The sequence below is a fragment of the Planococcus faecalis genome, from assembly GCF_002009235.1.
In the GTDB taxonomy this organism is placed as follows: Bacteria; Bacillota; Bacilli; order Bacillales_A; family Planococcaceae; genus Planococcus; species Planococcus kocurii.
This window is the reverse complement of the sequence record NZ_CP019401.1, coordinates 1,560,058-1,577,216: the sequence shown is the minus strand read 5'-3', so window position 1 is coordinate 1,577,216 and position 17,159 is coordinate 1,560,058. Positions and strand designations below refer to the sequence as shown.

Here is a 17,159-nt window from a genome sequence, read left to right as displayed (position 1 = left end):
ACAATCGAGCAACTATTTAGAAAAGCTCAAGCACCCGTGTAAGTCCGACGGGCATAAGACAGACCAGCAGAGCGGCGTTTTGGTACAGAATATAAAAAAACGCGGTAGCTTGTTAGCCACCGCGTTCATTATTTTTACAATCCGCATTTAAGTTGAGCGTTACAGTTGGTGCATGTATTGCAGCCACCCATTTCTTCTACTGTTCCTTTTCGGCAAACTGGACATGTATCGCCCACTTCAGAACCGATAGTAACGTTAGTTGAACGGAGATCCTGGATGGTATCGATTAAAACGATCGGACGCTTGCCAGTTTCTTCTGGTTGTTGCTCTTCTTCAAAGTTATTGTCTTCAGCTTTTAATGTTAAAACCTGTGAATCACGGCTGCCATCAACATAGACCGTACCGCCTTTTGCTCCACCTTTATACAAACGCTCATAAACGCCTTCTACTTGTTCTACTGTGTAACCGCGTGGTGCGTTGACAGTTTTTGAGATAGACGAATCAATCCAGCGTTGAATAATGCATTGAACATCAGCATGCGCTTCTGGAGCCAAGTCCATTGACGTTACAAATGCCTTTGGAAGGTTTTCTTCGCTTACTTCAGGATTATTTCTCAAATATTCTCCAACGATATCAGCTTTGACTTCAATAAATTTACCAAGTCGGCCGCTACGGTAGTAAGTAAATGAATAATACGGCTCAAGTCCCGTTGAAACACCAACCATCGTTCCTGTAGACCCTGTTGGCGCAACCGTCAACAGATGTGAATTACGGATACCTTTTTCAAGAATTGCTTCGCGAACATGTTCTGGCATACCTTGCATAAAGCCAGTTTCAGTAAATGCTTTGCGAAGTGCCACTGTCTCTTCGTCCGTCTTACCAACTAGGAAGGGGAAACTACCGCGTTCTGCTGCTAAGTTTGTCGATACTTCATATGCTGCTGTAGCAATAGTTTCGAAGATTTCATCAACAAGTTTATTGCCTTCTGGTGATCCGTATTCTTTATCGCAATAAATTAGCAAATCTGCTAATCCCATAACGCCAAGACCTACACGGCGCTCACCAAGTGCTTGTACTCGGTTTTCTTCGAGGAAGTATGGCGTTGCGTCAATAACATTATCTTGCATGCGGACACCGACGCGAACTGTTTCTTTCAAGCTTTCAAAATCAACCATTTTCGTTTTTGGATCTGCAAATTGCGCCAAATTAACCGCAGCCAAGTTACAAACCGAATAAGGTGCTAACGGCTGTTCCCCACAAGGGTTTGTCGCAACAACTTTTTGACCGTATGCTGCAGCATTGGTTTTTTCATTGGCATTATCAATAAAGAAGATACCTGGTTCAGCTGAATATGTCGCACAAATATTGATCAAGTTCCATAGCTCACGAGCTTTCATCGTACGGTAAACGCGGACACCATGCCCCATACTTTCCCATTCACGAACGTCGCCCACTTCTTGCCATTTCTCATTATAAATCGCCATTTCTTCTTTTGAGTACGACTCGACTGCTGGGAAACGCAAATCAAAATCTGCATCATTTTCGACAGCTGTCATGAAATCACTCGTTAGCGTAACGGAAATATTTGCACCGGTTAAGAATTCTTCATTATGAACAGAGTACGTTCCACCGTCACGTAACTTCGTGTCAGCATCACGCATGATTTTTTCATTAAATCCGCCCATGCCAGGAATTGTGCGGTAGTTCAAAATTCCTTGGAACATCGCTTCTTCTTGGGCTGTTAACGGTTTGAATTTCAATTTATCATGAGCCAGTTTTTTAATCGTCTCATCTTGCGTGTTTTCGATCAAATAACGCAAAATACGAGGGTTTTGCATTTTTGAAATGATAAATTCCGCAATATCTGGATGCCAGTCTGCAAGCATAATCATTTGCGCACCGCGACGTGATCCACCTTGTTCAACAAGATGTGTTAATTTCGCGATATCATCTAACCAAGATACAGAACCTGATGATTTGCCGTTAACTCCACGTGCTAATGTATTCCGTGGACGAAGAGTCGAACCGTTCGTACCAACACCGCCACCGCGGCTCATAATTTCCATCACTTGTTTACGGTGATCCGAAATACCTTCGCGTGAATCCGCAACAAACGGCATTACGTAACAATTGAAATACGTTACATCTGTATCCGCTCCTGCTCCGTAAAGAACACGTCCAGCTGGAATGAATTTCAAGCTAACCAATTGCTGATAAAATTTCTCAAACCATTCTTGACGTTTTTCAGAAGTTGTTTCTACTGAGGCAAGGCCTGTTGCATTGCGTTTCGCAATTTGCTCGTAGTACACTTCCATTGGCTTTTCAATCACGTCGATCGGACGATTGACAATGCCTGCTACTTGTTCTTCTGGATTGTCGATTGCACTTCTGTAATCTTCCTCAATCCAAACTTTCGCTTTGTTCGTAGTTTTATCGATCGAAACGATGTAACCTAGCCCACGAGCTGGGAATTTCGGATCTTCTTTAACAGTTAATACAACAAAATCTCCCGCTTTGAGCGTTTTTTTCTCTGTATCTTTGAAAGAGTAACGATCAATCATAACAAGACGCGAGACACCTTTGTGCGTTAACTTCATATCTGAAGTGATGGCATGTACTTGCGGAAAGGTTTTGATATCTTCGTTTAAAGCTGATGCATTTAATGAATACTGGGATTGTTGTGTGGCGGAAACCATTTGACAATTCCTCCTTTATGTTATATGGAGTCGGATACTATATATAGTATTACTTCGATTCCCATCATACTACATGTTGAAACTCATTTTCAATAACAAGTTTTTTTTATAGAATTCTGTTAGTTTATAAAGCTATATTTACCAAGGTTTCGAGCTTTTAAATTCGGTAAAATGAGCCAAAAGACCTCACACTCGGAAATTCCACTCGTGATTCGCGTATTTTTTTTCCTCTAAAGCCTTGACTTCTGCTAATTGTTGCTCAGTCAACACATAGGGCTCTAAATCGATAAACAAAGCTTGCTCAAACCCTTTTTTAAAGGCAGCAATGCATTCTTCAGCAGTTGCTGGCGTTTTTCGTAGTGAATTAATCGACACTGCTTTTTCAGGTATCTTCATGCGCATGCGCTCTTTTGCTTCTTCACTCGGAAATTTGAAAACAGATAACAGTTTCTCGGTATCCAAATCAATTAAAATCGCACCATGCTGTAGAATAACACCTTTTTGACGTGTTTGTGCACTTCCTGCCACTTTTTTACCTTCGACGACCATCTCATACCAGCTCGGCGTATCAAAACAAACTGCAGATTTTGGTTTTTTTAAGTCAGCGCGCTTTTCAGCTGTATCCGGTACCGAAAAATAAGCATCGAGCCCCAAGTTTTTAAAGCCTTCCAATAACCCTTCGCTCAGTACACGATAAGCTTCTGTAACAGTTTCTGGCATCTGTGGATAATCTTCGCTGACGATGATACTGTATGTAAGTTCATGTTCATGAAGTACACCTCTGCCCCCTGTTGGACGACGCACAAAACCAAGTCCTAATCGATTAACAACATCCATATCAATTTCCTTTTCTACTTTTTGAAAGTAACCAATTGAAAGAGCTGCCGGTTGCCAACCATAAAAACGAATGATCGGCGGAATAAGCCCTTCACTATGCCAAGTCAGCAAGGATTCATCGAGCGCCATATTAAAAGAAGGGGTGCCCGCACCTGAATTTATAAAAACCCATTTCGGATAATTCACAAGATCGCCTCCTATTTCCGATAATTAGTGTAACATTGGCATTGAATATCCGTCATCTCTTCTCTTATAATAAAAGAAGAGTAGAAAGGGGCAAGACCATTGGAATTTTTGTATATTACGATCGCAATACTGTTAGCCATCATCATTTACGCGGTGATTACTTATTTTCGCATTAAAAAAACTGTCACTAACTTGACACAGGAACAGTTTATTGAAGGCTACCGCAAAGCTCAATTAATCGACGTGCGCGAGCCAAAGGATTTTGCAGCAGGTCATATCCTTGGAGCTCGCAATATTCCGCAATCACAATTGCGCCAGCGTTATAAGGAAATTCGCGAAGACAAGCCGGTCTACTTATACGACCAGAACGGAGCTCGCAGCGGACGAGTCGCCATTTTCCTAAAGAAAAAAGGCTATAACCAATTGTTCCAATTGCAAGGCGGATTCAAACAATGGACTGGCAAAATAAAAGCCAAAGTCTAATCATTAAAAAGGCCTTCCACATCGCTGGAAGGCCTTTTTATATTTATTACAGATATTGACGAGGATATGCTGTGAAAGCAGCTCACCCGCCGGCCAGGCAATTATTTAAGGGATTGTACCTTATATAGTCAGAAGCAAAGAAAGGGCTGGCTCCTAAGTCTCTGCCTGTTTTTAAAATCACCTTCAGATATGATGATGATTACGGTGCTAATTGCGACCGCTATTCCAAGCGTTACGAAACAATCATCAGCAGTAGATGAAAAAGGGTGTGAAGCATTTGTGCAGATGCTTCAACAGCAAGTTAAATCCTATCAACTGGACTTAAAGGTGATTTCGACTTTGCCGGATTTTTTAGATGAGATTTCCAAAATGGGCGATTGCTTTTGATGGGACCGAAGGCACTTTCTACGTTGATTTTACATTTGTCACCAATCTACCTCATCAATCTATCTGCAAGTGCTACTTTTTCTTCCATTTTATAGAAATGAACGCTTTTTTTATTTTTAGAGTCAACATGGCTGATGACAATGAAAACGGTTCGACTGGGTGAGACAAAAAGCGGCTGACACACTGTTCTTCAGCAGGAAAAAAGGGTTGTACTCAAAAAGTCGTTTTTCACGACCTTTTAAGACAACTCCTTCTTTTTAAAATTTACTCGACTTTCGTGTAGCGAAGCACGGGATGACGTGCTGCTTTTGTTTCATCTAGACGATTGATCACCGTCGTATGTGGTGCATTTTGAACGATTTCTGGATTTTCTTCTACTTCTTTCGCAATTTGAATCATCGCGTCTATAAAAGCATCCAATGTTTCTTTCGATTCTGTTTCGGTTGGTTCGATCATCATGCCTTCTTCAACATTTAACGGGAAGTAGATTGTTGGTGGGTGATAGCCAAAGTCAAGTAAGCGTTTCGCCATATCTAATGTGCGAACACCCAGTTTCTTTTGACGACGACCACTTAAAACAAATTCATGCTTGCAATGACGGTCGTATGGCAAATCAAAATGCGGCTGCAATCTGCGCATCATGTAGTTGGCATTTAATACCGCGTATTCTGTTACAGCCTTCAGGCCGTCTGGTCCCATAGAACGAATATACGTATAAGCACGCACATTGATTCCGAAATTTCCGTAGAACGGCTTAACACGGCCGATTGAATCTGGACGGTCATAATCGAACGTATAAGCATCGTCTTTTTTCACTAATACTGGTTTTGGTAAGTATGGCAACAAGTCATTTTTCACACCAACTGGGCCAGATCCAGGTCCACCACCACCGTGGGGTCCTGTGAAGGTTTTGTGTAAGTTCAAGTGAACCACGTCAAAGCCCATGTCTCCTGGACGTGCTTTTGACATAACTGCATTCAAGTTAGCGCCGTCATAATAAAGCTTACCGCCGACTTCGTGAATAATAGCTGCCATTTCCAAAATTTGTTCTTCAAACAAGCCAAGCGTATTCGGATTTGTCAGCATCAATGCCGCTGTGTCATCCCCAACAACGCGCTTCAAGTCTTCCAAATCTACGAGACCTTTATCGCTAGATTTTACCGTTACGGTTTCGAATCCGGCAACAGTTGCTGACGCCGGGTTTGTGCCGTGCGCTGAATCTGGAACAATAACTTTTGTGCGTTTAAAATCCCCACGTGCTTCGTGATAAGCCCGAATCATCATTAATCCTGTCCACTCACCATGTGCACCTGCAGCAGGCTGCAAAGTAACTTCATCCATACCCGTAATTTCTTTTAGATGCTCTTGAAGATCAAACATCAACGCAAGAGCACCTTGAACAGTTTTCTCATCTTGTAATGGATGAATATTAGCAAATCCTGGGTAACGAGCGATAGTTTCGTTGATTTTCGGATTGTATTTCATTGTGCAAGATCCTAGTGGATAAAATCCAGAATCCACCCCGTGGTTACGGTTCGATAGCGCTGTATAGTGACGCATAATATCCAGTTCTGACACTTCCGGTAGTTCTGCTGCTTGTGTCCGAATTAAATCGTTCGGTAATAATTCGCTCAAGTCAATTTCAGGTACATCAAGTGTTGGCAAGCTATAACCAACGCGGCCTTCTTTAGTCAGTTCAAAAATTAACGCTTGGTTATCTTTATGCATGAGTAGCCCCCGCTTCCTTCACTTTTGCAGCAATTTCCTGTACGAATGCATCAATCTCTTCTCTAGTTCGTTGTTCCGTAACCGCAACTAGCATATGATCTTGAAATTCATCAAAGCTGAGCCCAAGGTCATAGCCTCCGATCATGCCTTTTTCAAATAAGCGGTCATTTAACTGCTTAACAGGTTCTTCGGTTTTAACCACGACTTCGTTAAAGTGTGCGCCTTCAAATGCAATTTCAAGACCTGCTTTTTTCAATTGTTGTTTCATATAATGTGTCTTTTTAATATTTTGTTTTGCAATTTCTTGCGTCCCCACTTTGCCAAGTGCGGTCATAGCAACAGAAGCCGCTAATGCGTTTAACGCTTGGTTTGAACAAATATTTGATGTCGCTTTATCACGACGAATATGCTGTTCACGTGCCTGCAATGTTAAAACAAAGCCACGACGACCTTCTTCGTCTGTTGTTTCACCGACCAAACGGCCTGGAACTTTACGCATTAATTTTTTTGTTACAGCGAAATAGCCACAATGAGGTCCGCCGTATGCTTCAGGAATACCAAAAGGCTGTGCGTCTCCTACTGTGATATCTGCCCCAAGTTGACCTGGTGAAGTTAATGCACCAAGCGCTAATGGATTTGAAGAAACAGCTAGTAATGCGCCTGATGCGTGAACAATCGGCTCAATTTCTTTCAAGTTTTCAACCTGTCCGAAAAAGTTCGGGTATTGAATCATCACTGTTGCAACGTTTTCATCCATCATTTCTTGTAATGCGTCTAAATCTGTATGACCATCTTTTAATGGAATCTCAATAACTTCGATCGACTGACCAAGAGCATACGTACGGACAACGTCACGTGATTCCGGATGAACTGCACGTGACACAAGGATTTTCTTGCGCTTTGTGTGTCCTGCAGCAAGCATACCCGCTTCGGCAAGCGCTGTACCGCCGTCATACATGGACGAATTAGCAATATCCATGCCCGTCAATTCACTAATCATTGTTTGGAATTCAAAAATAGCTTGTAATTCCCCTTGTGAGATTTCTGGCTGATACGGTGTATATGCTGTATAAAACTCAGAGCGCGAAATAACGTGATCCACAATAATTGGCTTGTAATGGTCATAGACGCCTGCACCTAAAAACGACGCATAGCGGTTCGTATCAGCATTTCGAGCAGCAAGCTGTGCCAATTCTTTCGTTAACGAAGATTCTGATTTGGCGGCCTTAATGTTGTATTCACCTTTAAAGCGCACGTTTTCTGGAATGTCCGAGAATAATTCATCAATTGAGTTGATGCCGATCGTTTCCAGCATTTCTTTTTCGTCTTGAGCCGTCATTGGTAAATAGCGATGTTTCATTGAGCGCTGTCCCCTTTTCAAGTTAAATTTAGTTGGATCGTTTATAAAATGGCGTTTGTACTGTTGTTGCTTTTAGTCGTTTGCCGCGAATTTCAACTTCTAATTCAATTCCGAGTTCAGCATAGTCACTTGAAACTAGCGCTAACCCGATATTCTTCTTAAGTGTTGGCGATTGAGTACCAGTTGTCACTTCACCAATTTTTTGATCTCCTGCATATACCGTATAGCCATGACGCGGAATGCCTTTGTCAATCATTTCAATACCTACTAATTTACGTGGCACTCCTGCTTCTTTTTGAACAGTCAATGCTTTTTTACCAATAAAATCTTGCTCTTTTTTCAATTTCACAACAAAATTAATACCGGCTTCTAGTGGCGTTATGTCTTTAGTCAATTCTTGGCCGTATAAAGCAAGGCAGGCTTCAAAGCGCAATGTATCACGTGCACCAAGACCTACAGGCACAATACCTTCTGGTTCACCTTCAGACAAAATTTCATCCCAAAGAACAAGTAGAGATTCGGGAGCTGCGTATAGTTCAAAACCATTTTCGCCCGTGTAACCAGTGCGCGACAAAATCACTTGTTGTCCCGCAACTTCAATATCTTGTTTAAAGCGGAAAGGTTTAATGGCTGAAAGATTTTCTTCTGTTAAACGCTGAAGTACCTTTTCAGCTAAAGGACCTTGCAGAGCCAATAAACCATAGCGTTCAGAGGCATTATCCAATATAACGTCACCCGTTTTCGCTTTTTCCATCCATTCAAAATCCTTCTCTATATTAGAGGCATTCACAACCAATAAATAATGTTGATCTGCTAACTTATAAATTAGCAAGTCATCTACTGTGCCACCGTCTTCGTAACACATTGCTGTATATTGCGCTTGCCCATCTTGAATTTTAGAGACATCATTTGTGACAAGGTGTTGAAGATAGTCTAAACTATCTGCTCCTGTGACAAAAATTTCACCCATATGTGACACATCAAAAAGACCTACTTTTGTTCTAACTGCTTCATGTTCTTCTTTAATGCTCGAAAATTGCACGGGCAGTTCCCAACCGCCAAAATCAATTGTTTTGCCACCATATTTCGAATACGTTTCAAACAGAGGTGTACGCTTTAACTGTGCCAATGATTTTCCTCCTTATTTCTCAACTTCCTATCGGCCAGTTCCAAGAGACATCTGGGCACGAAAAAAGGACAGAGATTTCCCTATAAAGGGAAATCTCTGTCCTGGAACCTGAAAGTTTACCGTAATGGCTTTCCTCGTTGGTAGCTGACATGCAGCATTCTCCAGAGATGCGTCCTGTCCGAGTCTTTTTGCCTGAGAGATTCATAACTTCTGTTATTTGCTCCTTCGGCGACGCTTCCGCGTTCTCTCCTCGTACAATCATCCGCCCAAATCAAAATTGATTGGTCCAAACCGTTATACAGAATAGTATAACTTTGAATATATCCTAACATTGATCGTCAGAAAGCGCAATCTTTTTTCTTTAATAGGACAAAAGGCGAATGATTTGATTAATTAAAATCAAATCATTCGCCTTTTAAACGTTTTACTTGAAAAGAAGCGTATTGTGTAATTTGTCGTAACGTTCGAAATTCGGTACGAATCGTGATATGCGCCGTCTGCTTATAATCACGATAGCGGGCTTTATGCAATTCCTCAATTTCTTCGCGAGTCGATTGGCGGACAATCGGACGGTTCGGATCCCTATGAATACGCCGCCAAATTTCCCGAAACGGCGCATCTAAAAACAATACCAAGCCTGTGTTTCTCATGATTTTTTGATTAGCTTTTCGCATGGTGACGCCACCACCTGTAGAGATGATGCAATGATCATTTTTAAAATTTTGCAAAAATTGCGTTTCTAGTTCCCGAAAATATTCTTCGCCATGCTCTTCAAAGATTTCCGGAATCGTTTTGCCTGTCTGACGAACAATTTCCTTGTCCATGTCATAGAAGGGCAGTTTTAGCAGAAAGCTTAGCCTTCTGCCGACCGCGCTTTTTCCGCAGCCCATAAATCCAATCATATATATTCTGTTCATCCTACCCACCCGATACTTACCTCTACTCAGGTATTTTATTTTGCTCAAATTCCTTTAGTAGTTGTATCGTAGCATGTCTATGCGCATTTTCCAAACCATCATACGTTTTATATTGGATGGAATAGAGCGCTAAGGTATGAGATAACAGCAGCAAAGCAAACATGAAAAAGACGATTGCAATTGGATAAACAGCCCCTTTTTCATTTTTTAGGTTGCGTAAAAACATATTCAGCCTCTTCCGTGTTTCCGCTCAAGAATTCGGTCTGAACCTTCAGCTTGTTACCGACCAGCGAAAAGTGACTCTGACGAACACGAGTTAACATCACCTCGTGACCTTTTCTATTTTTTTGTTTGCGAATCATATCCGTGTAGAGTTCAATGTCAAATTCCTCCCCCATTTGGGCAATACGAATCCCACTGCCTCCATTGATAATTTCAATCGAGTCACTACGATTTAAATAACTTTGTAAATCAATCGCGAAAAGCTGCCATTCTGCTCTATGAGGATCCAAGTCTTTCGCAAAACCAATAGCGAAGCCGAAAAACAACACAATTAGCGGCAGCATCAACAGCAATACCAGCAAATCAAAAATAGCTGTCAAAAATGAAAATCCTTTTTCATCTAGCCGAACTAATCGATGCATAGTTGTTCACGCTCTCCTTTATAATCTGCATAATCAACACATAACTGATCCGTTACTTGCCAACTATAGACAATGCCATTAACGACGCGCTGCCCTTGAATTACACCCGTCGAGATTTCTCTTGCTGCTTCATGTAAGGTTTCATAAGCGCTAACGCGTTCTTTTTTTACCTGGAGACTTTGCTGAACCCCTATCATCACTGGAAGTAAACTACCAAAAATGATGAATACGATGGATAGGCTAACCATAGTTTCTGCCCAAGAAACTCCTCTATCATTCAGAAAACACCACTCTCCCTCTTCCAAGATGAACCACCAATGCCTTTTCTCCGCGACTCGTCGCAAAACGGAACGTCCCAGACTGAACGACTGAGCCATTTGAATTGAAATAAATTTCAGTGAGGTTACTCGTTTTCTTCAAAGACACCGACACTGGCATCTTTCTGGACACAACGACCATTTGAAGATCTGTAAATATTTCGTACGTCCCTTTCTCTTCCCTGAAAATAATTTTTGACGTTTTCCCTAAAGAATAACTTTGACTTTGTGCATAATAGATATCTTGTTGAAGAATATCAAAAAATTGTTGTTCTTCTTTTTGAGTAGTGAAAGCCTGGTAGCTTGGAATCAGAATGGAAACAATCGTCATTAAGACAGTAAGCACCAGCAACATTTCTAGTAAAGTAAACCCACGTTCTTTAAGGTTTGGCAGATGTCACCACCCCATCAACTGCAATACTTATCACGTCGCCATTTGGACAATCGGTTTCTCCAGTTTTTAAATAACCTGCTGATACAAGCTGCGGCAAAGTCGGAATTACCTTTAAGTCCATTCGATAAGATTCAACTTGGCCTTGAACCATCTGCACAAATGCTTTACACCCTTTTTCATCTACTGCTGATGATTGTTTCGTAACGTTTGGAATAGCGATTGCAATTAGCACCGTAATAATTAACATAACAATTAGCATTTCAATTAATGTAAATCCTCTTTGATTTTTTAATAATCGCATGTTTTTCCTCCTCAAATGGTGTGGACTAAGTTATACATCGGCATCAAGATTGCTAAATAAGCGCCTACAATACAGACCGCAATCATAATAAAAAAACTCGGCTGGATAATCCGCAATAATTGTTGTGTTTGCAGTTCAATACGCTCCATTAATACTTCGCTGTAAAGAATTAGTTCTTTGCCCAAATAACCGGTCATTTCACCGTGGTGAACAAAAGCAGCCATATCTTTCGAGACAAACGAAAAGCGATGGAGCGATACAGAAAAAGTTTGTCCCATCATCAATTCTTCATGTGATAACCGCGTCATAAATTGAATAATCTTATGGTAGTTCTGACGCTGCAGCAAATCGAGTGATTCTTGCATGGAAATACCGCTGTGTAACAAAGTGCCGAGTTCCCGAGCCAATAGGTGTGACCAGTACAACTTCACAAAGCTTCTAATGACTGGAATGGCCAGCAACCAGTTAATTTGACGCTGAACTGGCTGTTTTTTCAGCAATAGCCTGAATACGTATATCGAAAAGGCCGCTATTGCAAAAAACGCAATGAAGAAATCCGGCAGACTAAGCAAATAAGCAGGAATTCCCGTTTCTCCATCTCCTGACTGCAATGATTTCATCATTGCCGTTAAATTCGGCACATAACTAGTCCGAAAAAACAAAAATAAAATTGAAGTAAAAATCAGCAAAGAGACAGGATAAATTAAAATATTTTTCAACTTTTTCTGCACTTGCTCCGTGCGTGCAAAACTCTTTGCAATACTGTCTATCGATTCCGGTAATCGCCCATGATATTCTGCGATTTCCACAGGAAATAATACATGATCCTTAAACCCCAAAAACTTTAGGATTTCAGCAGCATTACCGCCTCCTTTTAAAATACCCGTCATTCCGTTCAATGTTTCTTCAAATTTCGATGTATGCATCGGCAACAATAACGTCAGCGCAACTGGTAGTAAATAGCCCTCTTTCATTAAAACTGCGAGACGCGTTAGAAATTGCTCACGGTCACGAAGATGAATCTTGTCGGAGCGCATAAGAAGCTTGAATCGCACCAATTTTCACCCCTTCCCGAATCTGTCCACTAAATGACAGAGAATCTGGCAATTCATAGGGTTTTTTCAAATTCGCTGACAGTAGAGCATCTTGTAATCGTTCACCTTCAAGGATTTCATACAGTGCACGGTGACAAGGTTCTGATTGTTTACTATCAGAAAACGTCGGAATTATTTTCTGAGCAGATACCGCCACTAAAGTCTGTGACATGTCTTCAAAAGAGACACCCAAATCATGCAATCGGTGTAGACAGCCAACAGAATGTCTAGCGTGAATAGTGGAAAAAACCAAATGACCTGTTAAAGCTGCGCGTACCGCAATTTGAGCCGTCTCGGCATCACGTATTTCCCCAATCATAATAATGTCAGGATCATGCCTGAGAATCGCTTTTAACCCTGCAGCATAGCTAAGGCCGGCTTTTTCATTAACTTGAATTTGCAAAATTGCTTGATTTTTTCGTTCCACAGGATCCTCAAGCGTGATGATGTTACGGTTCAACTTTTCAGCACAATGTTTTAGCAACGCGTATAAAGTGGTTGATTTGCCACACCCAGTTGGGCCGGTTAGTAAAATAAGCCCTTGAGATGCCTCGGCCAATTTCTCCAATAACCGAGCCGAGTCACGAAAAGCAGCCAGCTGATGAATGGATTGAGCATTGTCGTCTGCCATGATTCGTATAACAATGCTTTCTTTCGTTAACACAGAAGGCAAAGTGGAAATTCGAAAATAATGAGATTGTTCGTTAATGGAGAGTTCGAATGAGCCGGTTTGGGGTTTTCTTCTTTCACTCATGTCTAAAAGGGATAAATATTTGAAATAAGCAATCATGCGATCACCCAAATCAAAGGGGAGTTGTGTTACTTGCCGCAGGTTCTGGAACGAGCGGTACGACACAGTATAGCAGGATGGTTCGGGTTTAATATGAATGTCCGTAGTATCATTTTTTGCCGCATCATGCAAAAGGTCTACACAGCGACGTTCGATAATCGATTGCATATCCACCTCCAGTTTCGGTTTGAACAAAGGCTGCCGCTCTGTTCCCCCATAGTATAACTAGCTCTTTTTAAGAAAGAAATAGTTTTTGTCAAAATAAAATTTTGACCTCCGAATTCGGGCTAAATCTCATATTTGAAGGGATTTATTTTTCTGTCGAAGAACAGGTTCGTATATTTTTTTGAAATACTCAAGCGCTCTCACCCGTACACCTGTTTGTCACAAAGAAAGATGAACTCGCTGTTTACACAATCACTCTGTTTCCTATATAATGAATGAGAGATTATTGTGTTGTGGCAAAGGAGGGATTACCCATGAATAATATGTTCAAATTAATGGGATGGTGGACTGGTATATTTGCAGTTCTCTTTTATGTAGGCGATATGGTTGAAGTATCATTATTAATGGTCGCTAACACCGGATTTTTTGTTCTTCTTGGATTTTTAAATATTTCTGAACGCATGTATTTGTATATTTTTGGCGCCTACCTAACAGTATTTTTCGTAGGCTTCACGTACTACTCAACGTTCATCCACATTCCTGGTGCTGGACATTAATCAACACGAATAAAAAACAAAAGGTGTATCGGAAAAATCCGATACACCTTTTGTTTTTTTGTAAACTCTAGCAATTCTTCGTCTCTTTACAACCCAGTAAGGAATGGATTGCTGTTCATTTCTTGCTCAGGGGTCGTTTCCACGCCGTGACCAGGATAAAGGATCATCTGTTTAGGAAGTGTCAACAAGGAGTCTTGAATGGATTTCAGAAGCTTTTTCTCAGAACCGTCTATTAAATCCGTACGACCAATACTGCCACGGAAAATGGTATCGCCAACAATTGCAAAGCCTTCGTCGCCAAATGAAAAACTGACGCTGCCTGGAGAATGCCCAGGGGTATGAAAAACATCAATTTTGAAAGAACTAATCTGCAACTTTTTTTCATTTGTCAGCAAAATATCTGCGTCTTTAATTCGGTAATCAGGCACAGCTGGATATTTCCCTGAACCATTTAAATTGGGTCGGCTCAACCACTCTTTCTCCAAGTCGTGCAGATAAACTGGGATTGAATACCTGTCACGGATGTCGTCAACTGCTCCGATATGGTCAAAGTGAGCATGAGTCAGAAGGATAGCAATTGGTTTGAAGTTTTTCTTTTTTACCACTGCTTCAATTTTTGCACTTTCTTCTCCCGGATCAAAAATTAGACATTCTCTCTGGTCATTCGATATGATATAACAATTTGTTTGAATGGGTCCTAACTCTAATTGATCTATTTTTAACATTTTCTTCACCTCCCTTCAATTATAACATGCTGTTCTCTCCATACTGTCAAGATACGGACACTTTTTATCCTCGACAAAACAGCTGATTATCTTTACAATATAAAGAGAACAAAGCGGCACTGGCTGTTAAAGTTGAAGGGAGTGTCATCGATGAGTTGGATGTTATTAGTTATTTTTGGACTTATTGCAATTCTTGCAGCAATCGGCACTGTACAAACGCTTAAAAACAAAGAAGTCCTTGGTTTTCTTTTTAACTTCGGAACTTTTGTGATTTTTGGCGCATTTACTGTCGCTACACTTATCACACAAGGTTATCCACCAAGCCTTCATTAATCAGAGAAAAGCTACTGCCGTTAAATGCAGTAGCTTTTTTCATGCAATAAAAAAAGAGAGTACGCTCTGCGCACTCTCTCTTTTTATTGTTTTAATTCGACATCTGGAATAGTAGTCAGTTGGCCATCTTCTTCATCGTAAAAACGCAACAAATCTCCGTTAATAATTGACTCCGAATATTCCAGCTCTGTAAATGCCTGTTCGATAAATGGTGCACATAACTCTTGTTCAGTTGGTTCACCGGTTTCTTTATCGTAACAAACATTGCCCGCATATACGACTTCATCAGTTACGAGTCGACCATCACGGAATATCACCAGTTCCTCGTGTTCTTCTGAGAATAAGTCTCCACCGAACTGAATGTCTTTTGATGTATCCATGCCCATCAAATTCATGATCGTTGGACGCATATCGATTTGTCCACCAACTTCATCGTCAACATCCCCTTTACCGTAGCCGGGGATGTGTACAAAGAAAGGCACTTTCTGCAATTCAGCAGAAGTGAAATCTGTCACTTCTTCTCCAAGATATTGCGTCATGGCCTCATTGTGGTTTTCGGAAATTCCGTAATGATCCCCATACATAACAATAATGGAGTTTTCGTATAAGCCTTTTTCTTTTAATTCTTCAAAAAGAACTTTTACAGATTCGTCTAAATAACGTGAAGTTTGGAAATAACGATTTAACGTACCTGAATTTGAATCGTATTCATCAATCAATTTATCTTCTTCATCTAAAGTAAATGGATGATGATTTGTCAGCGTCAGCAATCGGCTATAAAAAGGTTGCTGCATTTCAGTCATATGATCAACGGACTGCTCCATAAATGGAATGTCCTTCATGCCCCAATTGACTGCTTGACCTTCTGCAATCTCATAACTTTCAATATCGTAAAACTCATCGATATTTAACGATTCATACATAATATCTCGGTTCCAAAAACTTTTCGTGTTGGCGTGTTGAACATTTGTAGAATAGCCTTCATTGCCAAGACTTTCAGCCATTGAATTGAATGTATTACCGCTATGTGTAAAGAACACCGCGCCACCACTCAATGGATAAAGAGAATTTTCAAGTAGAAATTCTGAATCTGATGTTTTACCTAACCCTGTTTGGTGATAAAAATTCTCAAAATAAATTGTATCTTGATCTTTTGTTAACGAATTAAGGAACGGTGTTATGGTTTGCCCATTCATTTCTTCGTTGATAGCAAAGCTCTGCAAAGATTCCAAAGTCACGACAATCAAATTACGTCCCTCAGCAATTCCTTTCATGTCTTCTGAAGGCTCAATTTGATTAGCACGCACATAGCTATTGGCTTCAACGAGCTCAGAACCGTCTGCTAATGCACGTTGTGCCTGTGATTTCGACTGAATGTAAATATCGTATAAATGATAATTGTACATTCCTAAATTTTTTACTAACATCTCACGATCAAAGCTACGCGTCAGCAATTGAGGACGCTCTGCTTCAGCAAGTCCTAAGTTAAAAAACAAAACAGCAAGCGCCAATACATAATAGGCTTTGCGCTGAACAGAATAAGAGCTTGCTGTACCCGTTTTTACTTTGACAAATTTAATCGCCACTAAAATAATCAGGACATCTGTAAAGTAAAAAAGATCTGTCCAGAATATACTCGCAGCGGCACTTGCTCCTAAATCGCCAAAGTTATCAGTCTGAAACAACACGGGTAACGTGATAAAATCACTAAAAAATCGGTAAAATGCAACGTTTCCATAAAGGACAATCGATGTTACCACAGCGACCGCCACTAAATAACGATTTTTGGCTTTCTCACTTTTAAGAAATAACGAGACCCCATAAATAAACAACAACATACTCAAAGGATTAATGAACAAGATAAATTCTTGCAATAAATTATCGATTGTAATCGAAAAGCTGGTCTTATAAACAATGTATGTTTTTAGCCAAGTGGCGATGATGGCAATTGCCAGAATTGAATGTTTCGGCCATTCTTTTTTCAACATTCCCAGACACCCTCCTATTCTCAGTGATTTTTTCGAACATGCCTTAATAATCCAGTATAGAAGATTAATAAATTTATATGAAGTAATATCCCTTATTTTAGACGACTAGAGCTAAAATAAGTTTCGTT

General features: G+C 40.6%; 19 protein-coding genes and 1 riboswitch. Of the genes, 4 read left to right on the top strand and 15 right to left on the bottom strand.

What is annotated here, in order from left to right; genetic code table 11:
• Positions 1-134 precede the first annotated feature (134 nt).
• Both AJGP001_RS07875 and AJGP001_RS07870 read right to left on the bottom strand, forming a co-directional pair.
• Entirely contained in the window at positions 135-2,696 is a 2,562-nt protein-coding gene (locus AJGP001_RS07875) for a vitamin B12-dependent ribonucleotide reductase (protein ID WP_078080356.1), read from the bottom strand.
• Between the two features lie 186 nt (positions 2,697-2,882).
• Positions 2,883-3,662 carry a lipoate--protein ligase family protein gene (locus tag AJGP001_RS07870; protein WP_211272193.1) on the bottom strand — a complete coding sequence of 260 codons (780 nt, stop codon included), beginning with the start codon at positions 3,660-3,662 and terminating at the stop codon, positions 2,883-2,885.
• 156 nt (positions 3,663-3,818) lie between these two features.
• Here AJGP001_RS07870 and AJGP001_RS07865 point away from each other — a divergent pair, with 156 nt between their 5' ends.
• Both AJGP001_RS07865 and AJGP001_RS07860 read left to right on the top strand, forming a co-directional pair.
• Positions 3,819-4,202, top strand: coding sequence for a rhodanese-like domain-containing protein (locus AJGP001_RS07865; protein WP_058385509.1), 384 nt, complete (start codon positions 3,819-3,821; stop codon positions 4,200-4,202).
• Between the two features lie 189 nt (positions 4,203-4,391).
• Positions 4,392-4,589, top strand: coding sequence for a hypothetical protein (locus tag AJGP001_RS07860; protein ID WP_177167599.1), 198 nt, complete (start codon positions 4,392-4,394; stop codon positions 4,587-4,589).
• A gap of 264 nt (positions 4,590-4,853) precedes the next feature.
• On the opposite strand, the gene gcvPB is transcribed toward AJGP001_RS07860, so the two are convergent.
• From gcvPB to comGA, 11 genes are all read right to left on the bottom strand, one after another.
• Positions 4,854-6,317: an aminomethyl-transferring glycine dehydrogenase subunit GcvPB gene (gene gcvPB, locus AJGP001_RS07855; protein ID WP_071154397.1), complete on the bottom strand. Its 1,464-nt coding sequence runs from the start codon at positions 6,315-6,317 to the stop codon at positions 4,854-4,856.
• A complete protein-coding gene (gene gcvPA / locus AJGP001_RS07850) occupies positions 6,310-7,677 on the bottom strand; it encodes an aminomethyl-transferring glycine dehydrogenase subunit GcvPA (protein ID WP_071154396.1) in 1,368 nt (455 codons plus the stop codon). The genes gcvPB and gcvPA overlap by 8 nt, the downstream gene beginning before the upstream one ends.
• Positions 7,678-7,705: 28 nt before the next feature.
• Positions 7,706-8,806 carry a glycine cleavage system aminomethyltransferase GcvT gene (gcvT, locus tag AJGP001_RS07845; protein ID WP_071154395.1) on the bottom strand — a complete coding sequence of 367 codons (1,101 nt, stop codon included), beginning with the start codon at positions 8,804-8,806 and terminating at the stop codon, positions 7,706-7,708.
• Between the two features lie 170 nt (positions 8,807-8,976).
• A riboswitch (glycine riboswitch) is annotated at positions 8,977-9,068 on the bottom strand.
• A 142-nt stretch (positions 9,069-9,210) separates the two neighbouring features.
• The gene (locus tag AJGP001_RS07840; protein ID WP_071154394.1) at positions 9,211-9,723 is read right to left on the bottom strand and encodes a shikimate kinase; all 513 of its coding nucleotides are present in this window, start codon (positions 9,721-9,723) and stop codon (positions 9,211-9,213) included.
• 22 nt (positions 9,724-9,745) lie between these two features.
• Positions 9,746-9,949: a hypothetical protein gene (locus AJGP001_RS07835; protein ID WP_071154393.1), complete on the bottom strand. Its 204-nt coding sequence runs from the start codon at positions 9,947-9,949 to the stop codon at positions 9,746-9,748.
• Positions 9,924-10,367, bottom strand: a complete 444-nt coding sequence (comGF, locus tag AJGP001_RS07830) for a competence type IV pilus minor pilin ComGF (protein ID WP_071154392.1) — start codon at positions 10,365-10,367, stop codon at positions 9,924-9,926. Before comGF ends, AJGP001_RS07835 begins: the two co-directional genes overlap by 26 nt.
• Positions 10,355-10,615, bottom strand: a complete 261-nt coding sequence (locus AJGP001_RS07825; protein WP_071154391.1) for a hypothetical protein — start codon at positions 10,613-10,615, stop codon at positions 10,355-10,357. Before AJGP001_RS07825 ends, comGF begins: the two co-directional genes overlap by 13 nt.
• A gap of 25 nt (positions 10,616-10,640) precedes the next feature.
• Positions 10,641-11,078, bottom strand: coding sequence for a competence type IV pilus minor pilin ComGD (comGD, locus tag AJGP001_RS07820; protein ID WP_256204404.1), 438 nt, complete (start codon positions 11,076-11,078; stop codon positions 10,641-10,643).
• Complete coding sequence (comGC, locus tag AJGP001_RS07815; RefSeq protein ID WP_071154389.1) at positions 11,065-11,379, bottom strand: competence type IV pilus major pilin ComGC; 315 nt, start codon at positions 11,377-11,379, stop codon at positions 11,065-11,067. The genes comGD and comGC overlap by 14 nt, the downstream gene beginning before the upstream one ends.
• 11 nt (positions 11,380-11,390) lie before the next feature.
• Positions 11,391-12,434 carry a competence type IV pilus assembly protein ComGB gene (gene comGB, locus AJGP001_RS07810; protein WP_071154388.1) on the bottom strand — a complete coding sequence of 348 codons (1,044 nt, stop codon included), beginning with the start codon at positions 12,432-12,434 and terminating at the stop codon, positions 11,391-11,393.
• Positions 12,388-13,431, bottom strand: coding sequence for a competence type IV pilus ATPase ComGA (gene comGA / locus AJGP001_RS07805; protein WP_071154387.1), 1,044 nt, complete (start codon positions 13,429-13,431; stop codon positions 12,388-12,390). Before comGA ends, comGB begins: the two co-directional genes overlap by 47 nt.
• A gap of 311 nt (positions 13,432-13,742) precedes the next feature.
• On the opposite strand from comGA, the gene AJGP001_RS07800 reads away from it, so the two are divergent.
• On the top strand, positions 13,743-13,985 hold the full coding sequence (locus AJGP001_RS07800; protein ID WP_058385521.1) for a DUF2626 domain-containing protein: 243 nt from the start codon (positions 13,743-13,745) through the stop codon (positions 13,983-13,985).
• An 86-nt stretch (positions 13,986-14,071) separates the two neighbouring features.
• Here AJGP001_RS07800 and AJGP001_RS07795 read toward each other — a convergent pair whose 3' ends face one another.
• Positions 14,072-14,710, bottom strand: coding sequence for an MBL fold metallo-hydrolase (locus AJGP001_RS07795; RefSeq protein ID WP_078080354.1), 639 nt, complete (start codon positions 14,708-14,710; stop codon positions 14,072-14,074).
• A gap of 150 nt (positions 14,711-14,860) precedes the next feature.
• Between AJGP001_RS07795 and AJGP001_RS07790 the strand changes: the two genes are divergently transcribed.
• The gene (locus AJGP001_RS07790; RefSeq protein WP_058385523.1) at positions 14,861-15,043 is read left to right on the top strand and encodes a DUF2759 domain-containing protein; all 183 of its coding nucleotides are present in this window, start codon (positions 14,861-14,863) and stop codon (positions 15,041-15,043) included.
• Between the two features lie 83 nt (positions 15,044-15,126).
• Here AJGP001_RS07790 and AJGP001_RS07785 read toward each other — a convergent pair whose 3' ends face one another.
• The gene (locus tag AJGP001_RS07785) at positions 15,127-17,031 is read right to left on the bottom strand and encodes an LTA synthase family protein (protein WP_078080353.1); all 1,905 of its coding nucleotides are present in this window, start codon (positions 17,029-17,031) and stop codon (positions 15,127-15,129) included.
• Positions 17,032-17,159: the final 128 nt, after the last annotated feature.

Bases quoted from the DNA above. Each gene is read 5' to 3' on its own strand.
- AJGP001_RS07875 (WP_078080356.1), bottom strand. From the start codon at position 2,696: ATGGTTTCCGCCACACAACAATCCCAGTATTCATTAAATGCATCAGCT.
- AJGP001_RS07870 (WP_211272193.1), bottom strand. From the start codon at position 3,662: ATGGCGCTCGATGAATCCTTGCTGACTTGGCATAGTGAAGGGCTTATT.
- AJGP001_RS07860 (WP_177167599.1), top strand. From the start codon at position 4,392: ATGATGATGATTACGGTGCTAATTGCGACCGCTATTCCAAGCGTTACG.
- gcvPB (WP_071154397.1), bottom strand. From the start codon at position 6,317: ATGCATAAAGATAACCAAGCGTTAATTTTTGAACTGACTAAAGAAGGC.
- gcvPA (WP_071154396.1), bottom strand. From the start codon at position 7,677: ATGAAACATCGCTATTTACCAATGACGGCTCAAGACGAAAAAGAAATG.
- AJGP001_RS07840 (WP_071154394.1), bottom strand. From the start codon at position 9,723: ATGAACAGAATATATATGATTGGATTTATGGGCTGCGGAAAAAGCGCG.
- AJGP001_RS07835 (WP_071154393.1), bottom strand. From the start codon at position 9,949: ATGTTTTTACGCAACCTAAAAAATGAAAAAGGGGCTGTTTATCCAATT.
- comGF (WP_071154392.1), bottom strand. From the start codon at position 10,367: ATGCATCGATTAGTTCGGCTAGATGAAAAAGGATTTTCATTTTTGACA.
- AJGP001_RS07825 (WP_071154391.1), bottom strand. From the start codon at position 10,615: ATGGTTAGCCTATCCATCGTATTCATCATTTTTGGTAGTTTACTTCCA.
- comGC (WP_071154389.1), bottom strand. From the start codon at position 11,379: ATGCGATTATTAAAAAATCAAAGAGGATTTACATTAATTGAAATGCTA.
- comGA (WP_071154387.1), bottom strand. From the start codon at position 13,431: ATGCAATCGATTATCGAACGTCGCTGTGTAGACCTTTTGCATGATGCG.
- AJGP001_RS07800 (WP_058385521.1), top strand. From the start codon at position 13,743: ATGAATAATATGTTCAAATTAATGGGATGGTGGACTGGTATATTTGCA.
- AJGP001_RS07795 (WP_078080354.1), bottom strand. From the start codon at position 14,710: ATGTTAAAAATAGATCAATTAGAGTTAGGACCCATTCAAACAAATTGT.
- AJGP001_RS07790 (WP_058385523.1), top strand. From the start codon at position 14,861: ATGAGTTGGATGTTATTAGTTATTTTTGGACTTATTGCAATTCTTGCA.
- AJGP001_RS07785 (WP_078080353.1), bottom strand. From the start codon at position 17,031: ATGTTGAAAAAAGAATGGCCGAAACATTCAATTCTGGCAATTGCCATC.